Here is a 19,571-nt window from a genome sequence, read left to right on the forward strand (position 1 = left end):
TTACACCGGTGCTCGAAAACCTCAGCCTTCCCGGACCGAGCGCAGTTGCTCCCCGAGCCGTGCGGCGATGCCCTGCTGGTCGGCTGGTGCGCAGAAGAGTGTCTCGCCTTCCTCCGAACGCCCGTAGCACATGGTGTAGCGACCGCGATCGGTGTCGAACCACGTCAGCGTGGGCATGCGGAACCGACTGCCGTCCTCGCCGGTTCCCGCCACCACGAAGTGTCCGAGACGGTACTTGTGCAGCCTCGTGATCTCTTCCACGTCGGAGGGCGACTCCGCACCGGCCGAGGCCACGCCTCCGGCGGAACGGTGCTCGGAGTCGCGGAGCAGCCGCAGCGGCACCCCGGTTTCGCGTCCCGATCCGGGAGGTGCGGGAGGAAGCAGCCGTGCGCAGACCTCGGGCAGCGTTTCCGGCGCCATGAAGTCGAGCTGGAGCCCGCGCCCGGTGATCACGCCCGCGACCCCCACTTCTCCGGTTGCCACGGCTCGCGCCGCCATCCGCTGCCCGTTTCGGACGTCGAGCAACCCGGCGGCCGCGATCGAGCACTCGGAACTGGAAATCAGGTAGAGCGCGTCGGCCACTTCCGGCTCGGGCCGACCGTCCACGGCCAACCCCGCCGTCTCCAGTTCACTCCAGACTCGCCGGACCACGTCCCCCCGTTCCGCCGGTGTATCGGCGATGGCGGGAATCTCGAACGGATAGCGCCGCACATCGAGCCGTAGGTGCTCGCCCAGCACGTCCAGCGCGGGCAACGAAAGAGTGATCGTGTCGACCATTCGGGGTTCCTAGTATGACTTTGTCGTCTCGGTTTCCGGGTACTCGCTCGGCGGAACCTCTCGCGGTGCGAACCGTGCGAGATGTTCCGCCGCGGGAGAACTCACGGTGGGGGAAGCCGGAGAATTCCGGTGTCAAAAGCCCGGGTAGCCGGACGGTCCCTCTCCGATGACCGGTGGTGCCACCAACCGGTCGGATCCGAAGTCGGTGCCGTAGAGATCGTCCGCCTGCACCAGGAACCTCGGCTGTTCCTCGTCGTCGTCACGGTTGTAGCCCTGTCCGCTGCGTAGCTCGTTCGTCCTGGGACGCTCGTCGCCGCTCTGCTCGGCAGGATCCTGCTGGAACTTGCCCTTGGCCGCGTAGTTGGAGTTCCCGGAGCCTGACCAGCCGCCGGAACCCATCGGGCCGAATCCTCCGTCGGGGCGCGGCTCGTACCTGGGCGGCTGGGCCGTCGGCGCGACCGAGGGCTCCGACGGCCGGTTACGGCCGTCCCGCTCCTCCGGAACAGCCGCGAAGGGTTGTGATTGGGGCTGCTGCGGTTGGGGCTGCGGCGGAGGTGGGGATGACGTTGCCGAAGAGGTGCCCTCCGGCACGGCCCGTGCCACGGCGGGAGCGGGGAACGGGGCGCTCGACGGCCCGACGCTCCCGTTCGCAGGGGGCGGTTGGGGCGGCCGTGCGGGCGGTCTCGGAGCGGGCTGTCCCTGCGGAGGCTGTCCCTGCGGAGGCTGTCCCTGCGGGGGTTGGCCCTGCGGAGACTGGCTCCGCGGAGGTGGGCCCTGCGGAGGTGGGGGCATCGGTTGCCGGGGAGGCTGCGGCACGGGGAACGGCCCGCTGGCCGGATTCGCCGGTGGCCGCACCGAAGCCTGCCCCCCGGGTGGAGTGTTTCCCCGGAGCGGCGGCTCACCGGGTGGCCGCGAAGCGGGGGGCGGTGAACCAGGCGGGAGTGAGCCGGGAGAAGGCGGGGCGGGTAACGGCCCGCTGGCGGGGCCGGCCTGCGGCGCCGGTTGCCCCCCGTTCTCACGCGGCGGCTGGGACGGCGGCACCGGTCCCCTCGGGCCGGGCTGCCGCGCTTCGGGAGGTGGGGGGTGTGATTCGGGTGCGGGCCCCGGTTCGGCGGGAGCCGTTCCCGCGCCGGAACCGGCGGATTCGGCCGGATACGCGGTGGCGGATCCCCCATCCGCGGCAGCGGGGGCGGATCCGGGACCGAGGGACTCGGAACGGGCGACGGCCCCGGATCCCTCAGGGGAACCGGAGACCACAGTGGACTCGGATTCGACGGTGGGGCCGGGTTCCAAGGTGGGGCCGGGTGCCAGCGTGGGGCCGGGTTCGACAACCGGACCGGACCGGGCGGCGGACGGCTCCGCCGCCCCGGCGGAAGCGTGCCGCCCGGAGTTCGCGGTTTCGTCGTACTCCTCCGTACCGATCTCGACCACGGACTCGGGTGGGAGGGCCTGTTCCGGCGACAGGCCGAGGATGTCCGCGGCGCTGCCCAACGGCCTGGTGGGGTGGTCGTCCTCGCGTTCGGACCGCGCGGATTCCCGCTCCGGAGCCGGGGAGACCGTGGGGTCCCCGGCTTCCAGCGAGCCGGTCATTCCGGCGTGCCTTCCCCGTGGTTGTTCCCGTTCCTCGGCGGAATCGCCGTGCCGGGGCGCGGATTCGTCCTGAGGGGGCGGTGCGGCGGCTGCCGCGGCAGGAGGTCCCGCCGGGAGCTGCCCCGCGGCGGACGACTCCGGTCCCGGTTCGTTCCCCGCTGTCGGCGCGGCGTGCTGTCCGGCATCGTGGCGCTGTTCGGCGGGGAGCGGTATGGCACCGCTGAACGTGCCGCTCGCGGTTCCGGAGCTCTCCTGATGTGGTGCTCGTTCGGGGGCGGCGTGGCGTCGTTGTTCCCCGTTGTTGACCGCGTGCGGCAGTGGCAGCGGGCCCGAGACGGGTTCGGCGCGTGCCGGTGCCCCCGCTCCCGAGCCGTCGAGTTCCCCGGCGAGGGCGGCGCCCGCGTTCTCGGTCTGCTCGGCCCACCCCCGCTTCCGATGTGGGGGGCTGGACCATTCGTACTCGAAACGCTCCAGCAGTCGGTCGAGGCGGCTGTACAGCGCGAGCGGATCGGACTGGGCCGCGGCGGTGGCGAATTCGGCGCGCAGGTCGAACCGAGTCGCGGACCCGAGAGCTCGGGAGGCCGAACCGGGCCCCGCGGGTCGGTGAGCGTGCGCGGAGTCGGATTCGTTCGGCTGCGCGGAGCCACGCCGCACCGGTTCAGCGGCGGAATCGGTTCCGCGCAACTCCTCGGGCGGCGTCGCCCCGGTGACGGGGGTACCCGATGGTACGGAGGCGGGCCACTGCTCCGACCGCGGAAACCCCGGCCGAACCTCGTGCCGCTCCATCGAACCGGGCATCGGTTCCCGCGGACTCGTCACGACTCCCCCAGAGCTTCGATGCTGTCGGCAGACACACTCGCTCCGACGTCAGCAGGCATGCTTCGCGTTCCCCATTCAAGTGATCGAGGTAGCACCACCGACCACTTCCGATCGTCGATATCCCCTTGATCGTCTCGTTACTCCCGCCGGAGGTTAGCAGCCGCGCCACGCGCGCGGGGGGTTTTGCTGTAACCGACGGAACACTGCACCGACTCAACGATACGAAACGGACTGTTCACCCGAACACAACCATCACTCGCAAGTAGGGCCCACGGCACACTGCGGCGTTAACTCCGACGAGCGACATGGGCGCCCCGCTCGCGCCCCACTCGTGGGGCGGTTCCTCATCCGGCTGCCGTCAATTTCCCACGAAATCGCCGCGCCGCTTCGACGCAGGCCTCGCTCCGACCACCCCGGCAGGCGGCACCGCCGCCCGACCTCGGGGCGGCGTCAATTTCCCACGAAACTTCCGCGCCCCTCGGAACCCTCGTCGGGAAGCAACCATGCGGCGTAAGCAGCGCGCGTATCCCCGGTGCGTGAGTCGGATGCATTGCAAGGCCGGGCCGCTCGCCGCGTAGGTCGCTACTCAAGAGCCGGCCCAACACTCCCAAGGCGCCGACTCACGTGCCGGCTACCCGACCACGCACGCGGAGCTCCGCCACAGCATCCACGTGCCGTTGGTCACTGAAGTGGTCACCGACGCTGGCGTAGGTGACCAACCGAGGTCCAATGTGTTTTCCGGCTACGGCACCGCGGGCGAAGACGAGAGAACACGAAAGGCGGTCCCGATGAGTGAGGAGTCAGCGACCTCGGGGAAATTCACGCCGGAGAACGAGTCCGGGAGCGGAGCTCGGAAGTGGCGGACGTTCGTGGCGCTGGGTGACAGCTTCACGGAGGGGCTGAACGATCCGGGTCCCGACCGGGCGACGTTCCGGGGCTGGGCCGACAGGCTGGCGGAGCGGCTGGCGACCGAGCACCCCGGGCTGCGCTACGCCAACACGGCGGTGCGGGGGAAGTTGCTCGACCAGATCCTGCGGGAGCAGTTGCCACACGCCGTGGAGATGCGGCCGGATCTCGCCGCGTTCACCGCCGGGGGCAACGACATGATCCGACCGTTCGCCGACCCGGACGAGTTGGCGAGCCGCTTCGAGAGCGCGGTGGCCGAACTGCGTGCGACGGGGGCGGACGTGCTGATCGGCACCGGCTTCGACACGCGGCGGACGGCGGTGATGCGGCTGGTACGCGGCAAGGTCGGCACCTACAACTCACACCTCTGGGCGATCGCGCGGCGACACGGCTGCTATGTCGTGGACCTCTGGTCGATGCGGGTGCTACAGGATGAGCGTGCCTGGAGCGAGGACAGACTGCACCTGTCCCGGGAGGGACACCACCGCGTGGCACTGCACGCCGCGGAGATCCTGGGGCTGCGAGTGGACGAGGACTGGCGACAACCGTGGCCGTCTCGGACGGAGCGTTCCTGGTCGGAACGGCGCGGCGAGGATCTGCGCTGGATCGGTGAACATCTGGGGCCGTGGGTCGGCCGCCGGTTGCGCGGCACGTCCTCGGGAGACGGCAGAGAGCCCAAGCGACCCTCGCCGCGCCCCCTCCAGAGCGCTTCGGAGCACAGCTGACCCTGCCGCGTCCGGAGCCGACGAAGCGCTACCGGTCACCGCCGGAACGGAGCGGCGACGGGTCGAACCGCCCGGCCCTCGGTGTGGGCCGGGCAGGAACGCGAGCGCGGACCCCGTGTCGTTGTGGAATCCCCCAGAACACGGAGTCCGCACCCACCCCCATGTCCTTCCCGGTTCCGAAGAAGCCGGGAATAACCTGACCCCTTTGTTGTGGGCGGTGGACAACTCGACGGGTCGAGCTCTCCGCACCGCCTCTTCTCGGCCGACTCACGCCCCCCGAGAGCCGCCTCGGTGCGATCGTGACCGGGACCGAAACGGTCGGTCGGAACGCACATTCACACGTTGGCAGGTATCACTAAGAGCACGCTAAACGCTGACTAAACGCCGGAGCAGCGCCGCACCTCGGCTTCCCCGGTGGGTGTCGCACCGAGGCGCAACCGTTCCCGCGGCTCCGCGGCGCGCGGCGAGCCGCCGGCCTCGAAAATGGACAGTGCCGTCTCCCATCGCCGCCGAGCCACCTGGTGATCCTCGCGCAGCGAGGCGACGTCACCCAACCCCAGATACGCCGCGGCCTGGCGCATGGTCGAGCCACAGCGCTGCGCCACTTCGAGCGCCTCCCCGTAGTAGCGTCGCGCGCTGTCGATCCTGTCCAGTTCGACACTCACTTCACCACAGTTGTTGAGCACCATGGCCAGAATTTCGAGATCGTCGGCTTCCCGGTAGCGTTTTTCGGCCTCGTGCAGGTACGTCAGCGCCTCCGCACGGTTGCCGATCACCTGCTCCACCTGGGCCAGATTGTTCAGTGCTCCCGCTTCCCGGTACCGGTCCCCCAGCGACCGGTAGGTCCGCAGCGCGTCCTCACAGTGCTGCCGCGCTTCCGGGTAGCGTCCCAGCCGGAACAGCGCGCTGGCCATGTTGACCTGCGTCATGGCCAGCTCGCCGCAGTCGGACAGCTTCGTCGCGAGCCGCTGGGACTCCGCGTAGTAGCTCAGGGCCACCTCGGGGCTGCCCGAGCGGGAGTGCACCACCCCGAGCCCGGCCAGCATCAGTACCGTGCCGGTCTCGTCGCCGATGCGGCGCGCCGATTCGAGTCCGCTGGTGTAGATGGTCACCCAGTCCTCCCAGGGGCACCGAACCATCAGGTAGTTGAACTGCAGGCGCACCAGCCACCAGGCCATCCGGTGCCATCGCCGGTCGGCTGCCGTTTCGATGGCGGCCACCAGGTTGGGCCACTCGGCGTCGAACCACTCCAGCGCATCGGCCCTGCCGGTGATCTCCGGAACCTCCCACTCCGTCGCCGAGAAGTCCAACTCGTCACGCGGTGGGCGCAGAAATCTCCTGGCATGGTCGGCGGCGGTGAGGTAGTGCTCCAGCAGCCCGCGCAGCGCGGTCTCCGATTCCTCCCCGGTCTCGTCTGCGGCGGCGAACACGAGTTCGCGCGCGTAGACCCGTAACAGGTCGTGCATCGCGAACCGGTCCGGCCTGGGTTCGCTGATGAGGTGGGCCAGTGTCAGTGCTCGCAGTCTGCGGCGGGCCGTCTCGGGCTCGGTGCCGCACAGCGCGGCCACCGCGTGCGCGGTGAAGGTGTGGCCGGGAACCAGCCCCAACAGCCGGAATGTCCACGCCTGGCTGGGGTGCAGGTTGCGGTAGGAGATGTCGAAGGCGCGGCGGACGCTGATGTCGGTGTCGTCGATGTCGAGCCCGGTGAGCCGGTTTTGCTCGTCGGTGAGCTCGCCGACGAGGTCGCCCACCGCGCGCCCTGGGTTGGCAGCCAGTCGCGCGGCGGCGATGCGCAACGCCAGCGGCAGCCCGCCGCACAGGGCGGCGAGTTTTCGCGCGGCCTGCGGCTCGGAGCGGGATCTGCCCGGCACACCTGCCCGGTCCAGCAGCTCCACGGCCGCGGTGGTGGGCAGGGTCTCCAGCGGCAGCGCCCTGGCCCCGCTGCGCACCACCAGACCGTCGAGTCGTTTCCTGCTGGTGACCAGCACGAACGATCCGTCGCTGCTGGGTAACAGCGGGCTCACCTGCTCGGCGTCCCTGGCGTCGTCGAGCAGGATGAGCACGCGGCGCCGCGCCAACTGCGAGCGGTACAGGGCTACCCGTTCGTTCAGGTCGATCGGTATGGCGTCGTCGGCGATGCCCAGGCTCTTGAGGAAACCGGTGAGCACCTCACCCGGTGGGAGCGGGGAACGCTCGTGGTCGAAGCCGCGCAGCGAGGCGTAGAGCTGGCCGTCCGGGAAGCGGTGCGCGACTCGGTGGGCCCAGGTGACCGCCAACGCGCTCTTGCCGATCCCGGCGATGCCGGTGATCGCGGCGAGCACGCTGGCCGATTCGCTGTCCTGTTCGGACAGCATCCGGTCCAGCGCCGCGGACTCGGTGGTCCTTCCGACGAAACCTGCCACCGGCGGGGGCAGCTCGGCCGGTCGTACCGGGGTCACGTCACAGGCGGGGGTGGCGGAGGCTGCGACGGCCCGGTTCGGGGCGGTCAGCGTCTCGTCGTCGCGCAGCAGTCGTTCGTACAGCGAGCGCAGTTCCGGCCCCGGATCGATGCCGAGTTCGTCGGCCAGCAGTTCCCGCAGCGTGTGATAGCAGGACTGGGCCCTGGCACGTTGTCCCGATCGGTAGTAGGCGAGCATCAACTGGCCGGTGAGCCGCTCGCGCAGTGGGTGCTTCTCGACCAGCTCGGACAGCTCGACGAGAATCCCGTGGTGTTCGCCCAGTTCCAGATCGGCCCCGATGCGCTCCTCCAGCGCCACCATGCGCAGTTCGTCCAGGTTGGGGGCGACCATGCGGTGCAGCCGCTCCGAGGAGATGTCGGAGAGCACCGGGCCACGCCACAGCCACAGTGCGCGGGAGAGCACTCGGGAACGTTCTCCGGGTTCGAGGTTTCCGGCCTGGTTGACAAGGGCTCGAGCCCGGTGCGCGTCGATCCGGTCGCTGTCCACCTGGAGCAGGTATCCGGGGGCACGGGTGACCAGCGCGGGGTTTTCCGGATCCGCGGTGCCTTCCTCGGGGGTGAACAGCTTGCGAATACGCGACACGTAGCCGTGGACGATGGTCCGCGCCGTGCGCGGTGGTTGCTCCCCCCAAAGGGTGTCGATCAAGCTGTCCATCGACACGACCTGGTTCGGTTCGAGCAGCAGGCAGGCCAACGCACTGCGCATCGCCGAGTTGCCCAACGGCTGCAGTTGCCCGCCGTAACGCACTTCGAGCGGCCCGAGTAGCCCGAACTCGTAGCCGCTCTTCGGGTGCTCGGCCGGGTTGTCGTGCGGTGGCATATCCCCCCGAAGCTCGATCCCACTTTCGCGTATATCTTTCCCGGTTCCGTGCCGGCGATCGCAGGGGTGTCGCCCCGCGAACGACCGGCCCGAAACCGACCCACGTTAACCACTAAAACCGACAAACGTGTTCGGATTCACCCGGCTTCACCCCAACAGACTAAGATCAACTTTCATATTTCGCCGAACATCACAATCTGTGAGCAAACTCCACCGTGCAATTGCACAGATCGCTACCAAGTGGCTGTGACGGGCCAGTAGAGTCGGGTGAGGATCAGAACGCGCGCAAGACCACTGTGGAGGTATCCCGGGTGTCGACGTCGTCCACGGTGGTGGATCGTGCCGTGGGGTGCTTGCTCGGTGCGGCGCTGGGCGACTCCCTCGGAGTTCCGGTCGAGTTCGAGGAGCACGGCGACATCCGTGCGCGCTACGGTCCCGACGGAGTAACCGAACCACCGGCGCAGGCACTGCTCGGCGACGCCGCGCAGATGCTGCTGTTCACCGGCGAGGGATACCTGCACGCCTGGGCTACCGGCAACAACGGCGGCCGGTGGCGGCCGGTGGAGGCGACGGGCGCCGCCTATCGCAGGTGGCTGCTGACCCAGCAGGAGGACAAACCGCACTACGGCGCGACCGGCCTGCTGGCCGAGCCGGAGCTCTACGTGAACCGCTCCCCTGGCCTGACCAGCCTGCGAGCGCTGCAGGAGGACCTGCTGGGAACCCCCGAGGAACCGATCAACAGTTCCAAGGGCTGCGGCGCGGTGGACCGCGCGGCCGGAGCCGGATTCGCACCCACCGTCGAGATGTCCTACACACTGGGCTGCCAGTTCGGCGCGCTGACCCACGGCGCTCCCGGGGGATGGGCTTCGGCGGGAGCCATGGCCGCGCTGATTCACCTGCTGGCGGTGCAGGGCAGGCGAATTCCGCATGCGGTGGACCAAGCGGCGGGCAGGGTGCTGCGGGAGGACGGCGAGACCGCCACGGGACTGGCCGACGCCGCGACCCTCGCCCGCATCGACGTGCGCACGGCATACGTCCAGCGGCTGGGACAGGGCTGGGTCGGCCCGGAGGCGCTGGCCATAGGGGCCTACTGCGCGCTGGCCCTGCCCAAGCGCGAACAGTTCCGCGACGCGCTGTGGCTGGCCGCCAACCACTCGGGGCACAGCGACACCACCGCGGCCATCACCGGAGCGATCCTGGGTGCCAGGCACGGCACCGCCGCGCTGCCGCGGGACTGGCTCAACCGGCTGGAGCTGGCCGACGTGATAGAGCGGATCGGCCATGACCTCGGCGCGTCCTGCGTGGGCGAGAAGTTCAACGACCGGCGGTACCTGAGCCTGGGTTGAGCGCCGCCCCGGCGACGTCGCACCGAGGACGACCACTCCCGCGGCTACGGGGCCGCTGCTCGCTCGGCCCCTCGGTTCACTCCTCCTCGGTCACCAGGGGATACACCCCGTTCTCGTCGTGCACCTCCCTGCCGGTGACCGGCGGGTTGAACACGCAGACCGTGCGCATGTCGGTCCTGGGGCGCACCTGATGCTTGTCGTGCTCGTCGAGCAGGTACAGCGAGCCCGGCCCGAGGGAATGCGTCTCCCCGGTGGCGTGCTCGGTGATCTCGCCCTCGCCCTCGTACACGAACACCGCCTCGATGTGGTTGGCGTACCAGAACTCGTTGACCGTGCCCGCGTACAGCGTGGTCTCGTGCACCGAGAACCCGGCCTTCTCCTTGGCGAGGATGATCCGTTTGCTGCGCCAGTTCTCGGTTTTGATGTCGGATTCGGTGTCCTCGACGTCGCGGACGGTACGAACGATCAACTCGTCTCCTCGGTGTTTCGGGGTTCTCGGGGCGGTTTCGGGGTTCTCGGCGCGGGTGCTTCAGGCCAGTACCGAGCGCACGGAGTCCTGAACGATCCGGAGGCCCCGCTCCAGCTCGTCCTCGGTGATCGTCAACGGGGGCATCACCTTGACCACCTCGTCGCTGGGACCGGAGGTCTCCAGGATCATCCCCCGGTCGAAGGCGGCCTTGGCTACCTTGCCCGCCATCTCGGGCTCGGCGAAACCGAGGCCGCGTGCTAGGCCACGCCCCTTGGCCAGCAGGCCGGGGTAGTCGGAGCCGAGTTCCAGCAGCGCCTCGCCGACGCGCTCGCCCTTGGCGAGGGTGGCGCGTTCCAGTTCGTCGTCGCTCCAGTACTGCCGCAGCGCCTCGGTGGCCGTGACCAGGGCCGGGTTGTTGCCGCGGAAGGTGCCGTTGTGCTCGCCGGGTTCCCAGACGTCGTGTTCCGGCTTGATCAGGGTCAGCGCCAGCGGACTCCCGTAACCGCCGATGGACTTGGACAGGCAGACGATGTCCGGCTCGATGCCCGCCTGCTCGAAGCTGAAGAACGGGCCGGTCCTGCCGCAGCCCATCTGCACGTCGTCGACGATGAGCAGGATGCCGTGCCGCTCGCACAGCTCGGACAGCCCGCGCAGCCACTCGGCGCGGGTGTCGTTGATGCCGCCCTCGCCCTGCAGGGTCTCCACGATCACCGCGGCGGGCGCGTTCAGGCCGCTGCCGCTGTCCTGCAACAACGACTCGAAGTAGAGGAAGTCGTCTACCTGGCCGTCGAAGTAGTTGTCGTAGGGCATCGGCGTGGCGTGCACCAGCGGGACGCCCGCCCCGCCGCGCTTCATCGAGTTGCCGGTGACCGAGAGCGAGCCCAGCGTCATGCCGTGGAAGGCGTTGGTGAAGCTGATGATCGACTCGCGTCCGGTGATCTTGCGTGCCAGCTTCAGCGCGGCCTCGACCGAGTTGGTGCCCGTGGGCCCGGGGAACTGCACCTTGTAGTTGAGCCCGCGCGGCCGGAACAGCTTCTCGTCGATGGTGCGCAGGAACTCGCCCCTGGCGACCGTGGCCTGGTCGAGCCCGTGGTGTATCCCGTCCCGCTCGATGTATTCGATCAGTTTGCGTTTGAGCAGCGGGTTGTTGTGCCCGTAGTTGAGCGCGCCCGCCCCCGCGAAGAAGTCGAGGTAGGCGTGCCCGTGCTCGTCGTAGATCCAGCTGCCCAGCGCACGATCGAAGACCGCGGGCCAGGTCCGGCTGTAGCTGCGGACCTCTGATTCCTGGGTTGCGAAGACGTCTTTCACGATCCTCCGTTCGGTCCGGTTCGAAGCGCTCGTGACGCCTCGGCCGCCGGGCCGGTTGGGTGTCGTGCCGTGCGTGCGCACGGCTGGATGGTTCGCGGCTCGGGTTTTCACCGCGAACCGGCTCGGGTGGGTGTGGTGTGGAACCTCACACGACGGACTCCGTGGGCGTGCCGGGTGCCGTGGCACCGGCGGTGGCGAACGGTCCGATGCGGTAGAGGTCCTCGCCGAAGTGGGAGTCCGGGAAGAGCTCGGCCGGGAACAGCGGGCTCACCTCGAGCGGAGCGCCGTGGTCGCGCGCCAGCGCGGAGAAGAGGTTGATCGAGGCCGCGTTGTCGGCGGTGATGGTGGTTTCCAGGTAGCGGATGCCGTTCCGCGCCGCCGTGTCGAGCAGTCGTTCCAGCAGCCGGCTCGCCACCCCGCGACCGCGCAGCTCCGCGTCGACGCCGATCTGCCACACCACGAGGGTGTTCACGGCGTCGGGTCGGACGTATCCGATCGCGAAGCCCACCACCCCGTCGTGCGAACGCGCCACCAACGAGGTGGTCGCGAAATCGCGGCACCACAGCAGGTATGCGTAGGGGGAGTTGACATCCAGCACCCCCGAATCACGCGTGATCCGGTACAGCTCCGGGCCGTCCGCGACGGTCGGAGTGTCGATCTCCACCCGCCCGGCTGACCCACTCACGCCATCGGGCCGTGCGCCACGATGGCCAGGATTTTCGCCGGTCATGTCTCACGAAACTAACCACGCACCGGTGAAATCGCCAGGCGAGAAAAGATCGACATTTCCACCACCAGGCGTGGAGCGAAATACCCCGTGACAAGCACAACAAATTTCTTGCGACCGCGGGGCATGGTCGCTGACGGCGAGCTCCGCTTATCCCGAAAAGATCAATGCAAGCGCTTTGAACTGCGAAAACAGCGAAAATATCCATTTTTCGCACTGGATACGATCATTGCCCCGTGCCGCGACCGATTTCCACGGTAACGAGACACCGAGAGTTCGGGAAAGATCAATTCTCGGCCCGAAACAACGCGGGCGGAAGTCCCAAAAATTGTGGTTCCGAACACATTTCCCCGCCGCCGGGAACGGCGACGGGGAAACCGAGTGGAGCTGTCGCGGGGAGGAAACCGCGTCACACGCCCGCGAGGGAGCCGATCCAGCTGCTGTAGCTGGTCACGTTGGTGTAGGCGGTACGCGAGGAGCGGTCGCTGGTGGAGGCCACTCCCACCTGCACGTACTCCCCGTCGGCGGCGGTGGCGAACATCGGGCCACCGGAGTCACCTCCCGCGGGGATACCGTCACCGCGGTAGGCGCAGATCGCGGTTCCGCCGCGGTAGTCGGAGCAGGAGGTGTCGGTCACGGTCACGTCGGCGACCTTCAGCCGCTGGGACTGGCACTCGATCTCGGGGCGGTCGGTGCAGGTGGCGCCCCAGCCGTAGGTCTGCACGGTCTCGCCGACCTCGGCGGCACCGGGGGCGCCGATCGGGGCGTACTCGACGTCGACCGAACTGCCCACATTGACCAGTGCCAGGTCGGCGCTGGGATGGACGTTCACCCCGCCCGGGACGGCGAACACCTCACGGCCCTGGGTCTGGTCGAGGCTGCCCACTCGGAAGCTGACCTGATTGGCGCCCTGGACACAGTGCTGCGCGGTGAGTATCCACTTCGGAGCGATCACCGAGGCGCTGCACGCCTGCCTGCCGTCGGCGAACATCCGCGCCGCCCACGGGGCATCGTCGGCGTAGCTACCGTCGATGATCATCGTCTCCGGGCCGGAGTCATCGGCGACCGGCGCGGAGACGGCTGCCTGGGCCGGAGCGGCCATGCCGACCGCGATCAGTGCGGCGGCGGCAGTCCGGGTGAGGATTCTTGCTAGTGACAAGCTGGGGCTCCTTTTGGGACAGCAGCTGTGTCGCTGCGTGATCAGGACACCCCTAAAGATCACTCGATCGAGTGGCGGAATCAACAATTTGGTCACTAATCGCCAACGAAGCATGTGACCTGGTAACGCTCGAAACCGGGCTGCCCTCGACCGTTCCGGGCCGACCCGGAAACGGATGGCCCCCACGAACCACGCACGTGTCCCCTGCACGTGCATCGGATGCGCGCTCGGCGCGGCGTCGATTTCTCGCGAAATCGACGCCCCGAGCGACCACCTGAGCCTCCCGAGCGCCGAGAACCTTTCTCAAGGAAGGTAGCCGAGCGCTCCTACGGCGTTGGCGGATGCGGTGGCGTCCTGCTGGGCGTTGATGTCGGGCTCCGGCCGCCACTGCGGCAGCGGGACCAGCCCGGGCTCCACGAGCGAGTAGCCGGGGAGCAGCTCGCGGATCCGCTCGATCTCACGAACGGCCAGCGGCGTGCGGGTGCCCTGGTAGGCCGACTCGCTGTGGCGCACCTGCTCCTCGGACATCGTCAGCGGTGTGCTGTGCGAGACGGCCAGATAGCTGCCCGGCACGCAGTTGTCCCGGTAGGCGGCCACGATCGCGGCTGGATCGTCGGCGTCCGGAATGTAGGGCAGGATCGACACGGCCAGTATCGCGACCGGGCGGGTGAAGTCGAGCAGCTCGGTGACCTCCGGCGCCGCCAGCAACGTTTCCGGCTCTCGGATGTCGGCGTGGGTGACGGTCACGTTGTCGACTCCGCGCAGCAGTTGCCTGGCGTGCGCCACGACCTCGGGCTCGACATCCACATAGGCGACTCGCGCGTCGGAGCGGCACCGGCGGGCTATTTCGTGCACATTCCCGACGGTCGGCATTCCCGACCCCAGATCGAGAAACTGATCGATTCCGCGATGACTAAGAAAACGGATCAATCGTCCGAGAAAGGCCCGCGTGGCACGTGCGTAAACCCGGGCTTCGGGGACCTCGGCAACCAGCCGGTCGACGGCCTGCCTGTCCACCGCGAAATTGGCCGTACCTCCGAGGTAATAATCGAACATGCGTGCGGCGTTGGGGCGCTGCATGTCCACGCCCCTGACCTGCAGATCTCCCGATATGCGCCTTAAGGGTCTTCTCGGTGGCTCATCATCGGCACCTTCGCGTTGTAACGCGTCCGGTGGACGAACATCCGTCATATCCGCCACGGTACAGCCGCGGGCGGCGATTGTGGAGCGGTGTCGCCGCCCGTGGCGAAAACATACCGCGAACATCGAGAAAAACTCCGTTGCGCTACTTTTCGGACACTATTCGTATTCGATCGAATCCGGATAGCACAACCGAACGGATCCGAACGGTTCGAGCGGTTTTTCGGATCCGTTCTCGGCCGGTCACAGTGGTGCCCGCACCACCGGCACGGACACCACCGGCGAGCTGAACAGCAGGCGCGCGTCGGAGCGGAAATCGTGTCAACCCACCGGAACGCGCAATGTGGCGGGCTGTTCGGCCGAGGAACCGAACGCCACCTCGCCGCCGGAGCTCTCGTCGCGGTAACGACCGTCCACAGTGTCGACCACCAGCACCAGTCGGTGCCCCTCGGCCACCTGCCAGGAAGTGGGTCGCAGCGAGATGTCCACCCGGCTCCGCACCCCGGGGGAATCATTGCGAAGTGTTACCGGCTTGTGGCTGATGAGGCTCCCGTTGCCGAGCGGACCGACGTCGTAGAGGTAGGCGAACAGCGAGACGCTCTCGTCTTCCGGGGTGACGTTCACCCGCAGCCGCGGGGTGCCGGTGACGTTCACGCCGTCCGCGTAGGGCTCGGTCGCCCACACCGCCGCGTCGTCCCGGTCCACGAGCGGCACCGACACGCCGACCGGGATCCGGGCGTAGCCCTGCAGCGCGCCGCTGACCAGCACGAGGCCGCTGTTGGCCAGCGTGGGATCACCGCTGTCGATCGAGTGCCGCCATCCGGGGCCGCGCTCGGTGCTCAGCCCGCCGGTCTCGGGGGCGAACAGGTGGCGCCGGCCGGGTTCGGTGAGTTCGCGGGTGGTGGCGTGGTCGGTAACCGACCGCCAGTCCGGGTACCGCTTCCACTCGGAACCGTTCATCGGTTGGATCTCCACCGCGCTGTCGGCCATGCCCTCGTCCACCCCGCGCAGCTGCTGGTCGAACCAGCGGGCCGCGGTGTCCCAGATGTGGTTGGGCAGGCCCGCCGCCCCGAAGAGCTCGGCCGTGGCGTGGTCCCCGGGTGCGAGCATGAGCCGCTTGGGGCCGGTCAGGCCGCTGAACAGGTCGGTGATCTGCTTCGGTGGGAACAGCGAGTCCTGCCAGGAGTTGGCGAGCATAACCGCGGTGCCGTTGGCGTTGAGCTCGTCGAGCTTATTGATCGGGGAGCGCTCCTCCGCCAAGTGCAGCGCCTCCTCGGTGCGGTGCTCGCGGTAGGCGTTCTCCAGCTCGGTGAGGTCGGCGCCGAACCTCCCGGTGAGTTCGCCGACTCCCAGCAGCAGTTCCGCGCCGGAGGCGTTGACCGTGCGGTTGGGGTACAGCGAGGCGACGAGGTCGGCCCAGCCGCTCATGGCCGCTATCGCGTCCACCCTGGGGTCGGACGCGGCGGTCAGCGCGCTGATGCCCGCCCCGTAGGAGATTCCGGCCATGCCGACGTTCTCCTCCCCGGCGGAGGTGTTGGCCACGGCCCAGTCGATGACCTCGCTGGCGTCGGCGACGTCCTCCTCGCCCGCGACCTCGACCTCGCCGCCGGAGGCGTAGAACCCGCGAGCGGTGTAGCTGACGACCACGTAGCCCGACTCGTAGGCCAGCCGGGCGGCGGCCCCCACGTACTCGATGTTGGGGGTGGCCCAGCTGGCGGGCATCACCAGCAGCGGTCGTGGCTCGGCCGACTCGCCGGTGGGTTCGATGACTTTGGCTCGCAGCGTGATGCCACCCGACCCGGGGATGCTCGCCCGGTGCACGGTCACCCCGTTCGTCTCGGCCGTGGCGGCCGGGGCGAGCAGGGAACCGCACAGTGCGGCGATGAGGGTCGCGGCGGCTGTCGAGAGTATTCGGCGCACCGTTGCCTGGCCCTTCCGGCCGCGGCGGAGGGGCCGCCCCGGCCTTGTGGTGATCCATCACACAGGCCGGTCAGTAAACACCGTCCTACTGACGAGTAGCAACAGTCGGCGGCGAAGTGCCCCGAAACGGGCGTTCCGATTGCCCCGGTTCCTGGATCGGCCGGAGGAGCGGGGCACCGTGCGTGCTGGGTGAGCGGGCGCGCGGGAGGCGGTTCGCGGCGTGGGCCGCCGCTGCTTCGGGAGCGGCCCGACGCCGCGAGGCACCGACACGGCGCTCAGCTACCCGGCCACCCCCGCGAGGTGGCCGTCGGTGGGATCAGCCTCGGGACTTGTGGAAGACGAGGCGGTAAAGCAGCAGCAGGATCAGCGATCCGAGCACCGCCCAGCCGAAGCTGGCCAGGTTGAAGCCGGATATCCCGCCGCCGCCGAAGAAGGAGCTGCCCAGCCAGCCGCCGAGCAGGCCTCCGACTATGCCGATGACGATGGTCACGATGATGCCGCCGGGATCCTTGCCAGGCAGGATCAGCTTGGCCACTGCTCCAGCGATCAGACCGAACAGGATCCAACTGAGGATGCTCACGGCGAACTCCTTGTCGAGGGTGGGGTCTCTCCGCCTGTTCGATCACTACCCCGGTTGATAGTCACCCAAACGGAGCAGGCTCGATGGCACCACCGATCATCACAGTTCGGGTGCCGGTCCCGGAGGCCGGGGCCTGGCGTGTCGCCGATCGGTAGACCCGTCCCCACGGAGCCGAGCATCACCGCTGTCCCATCGCGCGGCGAGTTCGCGGGAAATCGACGGGGAGCCACCCCGCCCCGCGCGGCGAGTGGGGGAGGGAGCCGCGCGGGGCGGGACGGCGGACGGGTCCACGGCGGAGTGTCGGGGATCGTCGCCGTGGCCCGTGGTCAACGGGGTGGTTCGGTTGCCGTTCCGAGATCAGCGGCTGTCCCGGGAACGGAAGTGGCGCTGTGGATTCGCGGGGACGGACGAGGCTTCAGAGGCGGCGCAGTCCTTCGAGGACGCGGCCCAGCAGCGCCAGGTTCGGATCGGCGTCGGGTAAGGCGCCGACTGGCATCGGTGCCGGTTGGCACCGGGAAGTGTGGCGGTGGTGCGGGCCGGGGGCTTTGCGTACCGCCGCGTGGTGCGGCTTCGAGCTTCGGGATGCCGTTTGCCATGCGGCGAGAGCGGCCACGTCGGGAGTCGCCGGTGAATTCGATGTCGCCGGGATCGCGCCGTGGGATTCGTCGTAGTGCTCCCGGAAGGCGTGGTGAACACTCCCGCGGGATTCGAGCTGTTCGTCGGGGTCGGTTTCGGGCCAGCGGATCGGTTCGGGTTCGGATCGCGATTGTGTCGGCACGACAGCACCGGGCTCAGGGAGGTCGCTGGAACCAGTAGCCGTGCTCGCCGTGGCTACGGCCCGGAGCTTGGTGCCAGTGGAACCACTGGAATCACCGGCAATACCCGCGAGTTGGGCTTGCAGTTGTCGGACCGTCAACGTGCCCGGTCCGGCACCGCCGTGCCTGGTGTGCGGGCGCGGGGCGGGATCGGGGTGCTGCGGCCAGAGCGCCAGGAGTATCGCCAGCGCTACCAGCAGGATCGGCACGAGTAGCGGGTCAGACATCGGGATCGCCCTCGACGATGCGGTTTTCGGCTCCGTACCCCTCGGGAAGGGCGGATTTCGGCGGCCTGTCCCGCGAGTCGGCGTAGCGCCGCAGTGCGATCGACGTCTCGGAGAGTTCTTCCGCCAGTTCGCGGCAGCGATCGGTGCCGAAGCGCCCGCCGCCCATCGCGAAGGCCGCCTCGTCGCAGTGCCACTGGCAGAGCCGCAGGAACCCGGCCAACCGGATGTGGTCAGAGCTCATCGCGCTTCACCTTCGTTCGCGTCGTGGCGGGGCGGGGCACCGACCAGTTCGCGGGTGGCGCGGTCGCAGTCCGGGCAGGTCGGCCACAACCAGGGGATGTCGCCGGTGGCCGTGAGCACCTCCCGGCCGCACAGCGCGGACACGGTCAGCTCCGGCGGAAACTCCAGGGCGGGCGGCGGCACCGGATCCCTGCTCGCGTGCCGCTGTTCCTCAGCTGGAACCCAGGTGAAGGGGTGGGACATGGTTGCCTCCAAAATCAGAATCAGCGAAGCGGCGCTTTTGGTGCCACTGGTTCCAGAATTTGTCACCTTGTCACCAAACGATCAATGCCTCGATCAGGTGATACCTGTAGGAACCGCACGCTCACCTAGGATGTGGTGCATGGCTGGCACCAACGGCACGCCAAAGGCCAAAGCACTGGGCACTCGTCTCAGAGAGGCACGCAAAGCTGCTGGCTACACGGTTCGAGGACTGGCGGACCAACTTGAGCTCTCCCACAGCGCTATTTCCCGTTGGGAAACCGGCACGCGCTCACCGGAAACGGAAGACGTGGCTTCGATACTCGCCGCTACGGGCGTAAACGGCAGAGAACGCTCTGAACTGCTGGAAATGGCCCGTGGAACCGACGATCCACAGTGGCTCTCAGTACGAAGTGGCGACCGTGAGCGACAGATGGCTGCGTTGATCGACTTCGAATGCAACGCCAGCCACATCACCGATGTGGCTCCACTGCTGATACCTGGTCTGCTGCAAACAGCTGACTACGCCAGAGCCATCATGATCGCAGGCGAAGTTCCAAAGTCGGAAGTTGAAACTCGCGTGGTGGTACGCGTCGGACGCCGTGAAGCACTCACAAGGCGAAATCCAGCGCGCTTCCTCGCGCTGATCGGCGAAGCTGCTCTTCATCAGGAGATAGGTGGCAGCGAGGTCGTTCTCGACCAGCTCAAGTACCTACTGAGTGCTACTGAGATGCCCAACGTCGACCTGCGTATCGTGCCGGCTTCTGCAGGTTGGACCCCAGCGCTTGAAGGTCCGTTCGTGCTGATCGACTTCGACGCCGACTCACCGATCGTGCACCTGGAGAACAGGCGCGCAGCGCTTTTCTTCCATGAAGCGGACGATATAGCGGCATACCGTACTGCGGTGGATAAGGTGAAACAGGTTTCGATGACGGCAGCGGAGTCCACCGCGCTCATCGCAAACGTCATAACAGAGCTGGAGAAATCAGTATGAGCATGTCCCAGGAGCCAGTCGACTGGCGAAAGTCGAGCCGCAGCAGCACACAGACGAACTGCGTCGAGGTGGGTCGCACCGCCGACGGCGCGGCCGTCCGCGACAGCAAGGACCCCACGGCCGGTTACTTCACCACCACGCATCGGCAGTGGCGAACCTTCCTGCGAGCCCTGAAAACCGACCACTTCGACTGAGCGAGGCACAGCTACGAGCGCGGCACCCCTGTAATCGGACAGGGGTGCCGTTCCGGCCGCTGACACCACCCGTTCGGGCGTGGTGAGCTTCCCGCTCCGGACGTGAGACTCAAGTTC

At 68.3% G+C, this 19,571-nt stretch carries 17 protein-coding genes; 4 read left to right on the forward strand and 13 right to left on the reverse strand.

Going from position 1 to position 19,571, the window contains the following annotated elements; genetic code table 11:
• Positions 1–21: 21 nt before the first annotated feature.
• Positions 22–777, reverse strand: a complete 756-nt coding sequence (locus tag BLR41_RS14855) for an ESX secretion-associated protein EspG (protein ID WP_092629022.1) — start codon at positions 775–777, stop codon at positions 22–24.
• Positions 778–909: 132 nt separating this feature from the next.
• The gene (locus BLR41_RS22895; protein ID WP_176797995.1) at positions 910–3,186 is read right to left on the reverse strand and encodes a hypothetical protein; all 2,277 of its coding nucleotides are present in this window, start codon (positions 3,184–3,186) and stop codon (positions 910–912) included.
• Between the two features lie 788 nt (positions 3,187–3,974).
• Here BLR41_RS22895 and BLR41_RS14870 point away from each other — a divergent pair.
• Complete coding sequence (locus tag BLR41_RS14870; protein WP_092629235.1) at positions 3,975–4,817, forward strand: SGNH/GDSL hydrolase family protein; 843 nt, start codon at positions 3,975–3,977, stop codon at positions 4,815–4,817.
• A 377-nt stretch (positions 4,818–5,194) separates the two neighbouring features.
• Here the strand turns inward: BLR41_RS14870 and BLR41_RS14875 are convergent, their stop codons facing one another.
• A complete protein-coding gene (locus BLR41_RS14875; protein ID WP_092629027.1) occupies positions 5,195–8,095 on the reverse strand; it encodes an AfsR/SARP family transcriptional regulator in 2,901 nt (966 codons plus the stop codon).
• Between the two features lie 311 nt (positions 8,096–8,406).
• On the opposite strand from BLR41_RS14875, the gene BLR41_RS14880 reads away from it, so the two are divergent.
• Entirely contained in the window at positions 8,407–9,441 is a 1,035-nt protein-coding gene (locus BLR41_RS14880) for an ADP-ribosylglycohydrolase family protein (RefSeq protein ID WP_245694254.1), read from the forward strand.
• A gap of 76 nt (positions 9,442–9,517) precedes the next feature.
• Here the strand turns inward: BLR41_RS14880 and BLR41_RS14885 are convergent, their stop codons facing one another.
• The 10 genes from BLR41_RS14885 to BLR41_RS14935 form a co-directional block, all read right to left on the reverse strand.
• Positions 9,518–9,910, reverse strand: a complete 393-nt coding sequence (locus BLR41_RS14885; protein WP_092629028.1) for an ectoine synthase — start codon at positions 9,908–9,910, stop codon at positions 9,518–9,520.
• Between the two features lie 60 nt (positions 9,911–9,970).
• Entirely contained in the window at positions 9,971–11,218 is a 1,248-nt protein-coding gene (gene ectB / locus BLR41_RS14890) for a diaminobutyrate--2-oxoglutarate transaminase (protein ID WP_092629239.1), read from the reverse strand.
• Positions 11,219–11,363: 145 nt separating this feature from the next.
• On the reverse strand, positions 11,364–11,948 hold the full coding sequence (ectA, locus tag BLR41_RS14895; protein WP_092629030.1) for a diaminobutyrate acetyltransferase: 585 nt from the start codon (positions 11,946–11,948) through the stop codon (positions 11,364–11,366).
• A gap of 406 nt (positions 11,949–12,354) precedes the next feature.
• A complete protein-coding gene (locus BLR41_RS14900) occupies positions 12,355–13,104 on the reverse strand; it encodes a S1 family peptidase (protein WP_218120154.1) in 750 nt (249 codons plus the stop codon).
• A 303-nt stretch (positions 13,105–13,407) separates the two neighbouring features.
• Entirely contained in the window at positions 13,408–14,184 is a 777-nt protein-coding gene (locus BLR41_RS14905; protein ID WP_245694258.1) for an SAM-dependent methyltransferase, read from the reverse strand.
• Positions 14,185–14,565: 381 nt separating this feature from the next.
• The gene (locus tag BLR41_RS14910; RefSeq protein ID WP_092629032.1) at positions 14,566–16,164 is read right to left on the reverse strand and encodes a CocE/NonD family hydrolase; all 1,599 of its coding nucleotides are present in this window, start codon (positions 16,162–16,164) and stop codon (positions 14,566–14,568) included.
• Between the two features lie 316 nt (positions 16,165–16,480).
• Positions 16,481–16,744, reverse strand: coding sequence for a GlsB/YeaQ/YmgE family stress response membrane protein (locus tag BLR41_RS14915; RefSeq protein WP_092629034.1), 264 nt, complete (start codon positions 16,742–16,744; stop codon positions 16,481–16,483).
• Between the two features lie 415 nt (positions 16,745–17,159).
• Positions 17,160–17,786 (reverse strand): hypothetical protein, encoded by a 627-nt coding sequence (locus BLR41_RS22535; protein ID WP_143013082.1) that lies wholly within the window; start codon positions 17,784–17,786, stop codon positions 17,160–17,162.
• Positions 17,779–18,027, reverse strand: coding sequence for a hypothetical protein (locus tag BLR41_RS14930; RefSeq protein WP_092629038.1), 249 nt, complete (start codon positions 18,025–18,027; stop codon positions 17,779–17,781). Before BLR41_RS14930 ends, BLR41_RS22535 begins: the two co-directional genes overlap by 8 nt.
• Positions 18,024–18,269, reverse strand: a complete 246-nt coding sequence (locus tag BLR41_RS14935; RefSeq protein ID WP_092629039.1) for an HC3 family zinc finger protein — start codon at positions 18,267–18,269, stop codon at positions 18,024–18,026. Before BLR41_RS14935 ends, BLR41_RS14930 begins: the two co-directional genes overlap by 4 nt.
• Positions 18,270–18,408: 139 nt before the next feature.
• Here BLR41_RS14935 and BLR41_RS14940 point away from each other — a divergent pair, with 139 nt between their 5' ends.
• The gene (locus BLR41_RS14940; RefSeq protein ID WP_092629040.1) at positions 18,409–19,260 is read left to right on the forward strand and encodes a helix-turn-helix domain-containing protein; all 852 of its coding nucleotides are present in this window, start codon (positions 18,409–18,411) and stop codon (positions 19,258–19,260) included.
• A gap of 2 nt (positions 19,261–19,262) precedes the next feature.
• A complete protein-coding gene (locus BLR41_RS14945; protein WP_092629042.1) occupies positions 19,263–19,454 on the forward strand; it encodes a DUF397 domain-containing protein in 192 nt (63 codons plus the stop codon).
• The last annotated feature ends 117 nt before the right edge of the window (positions 19,455–19,571 follow it).

It is taken from the genome of Actinopolyspora mzabensis, from assembly GCF_900101095.1.
GTDB classification, from domain to species: domain Bacteria; phylum Actinomycetota; class Actinomycetes; order Mycobacteriales; family Pseudonocardiaceae; genus Actinopolyspora; species Actinopolyspora mzabensis.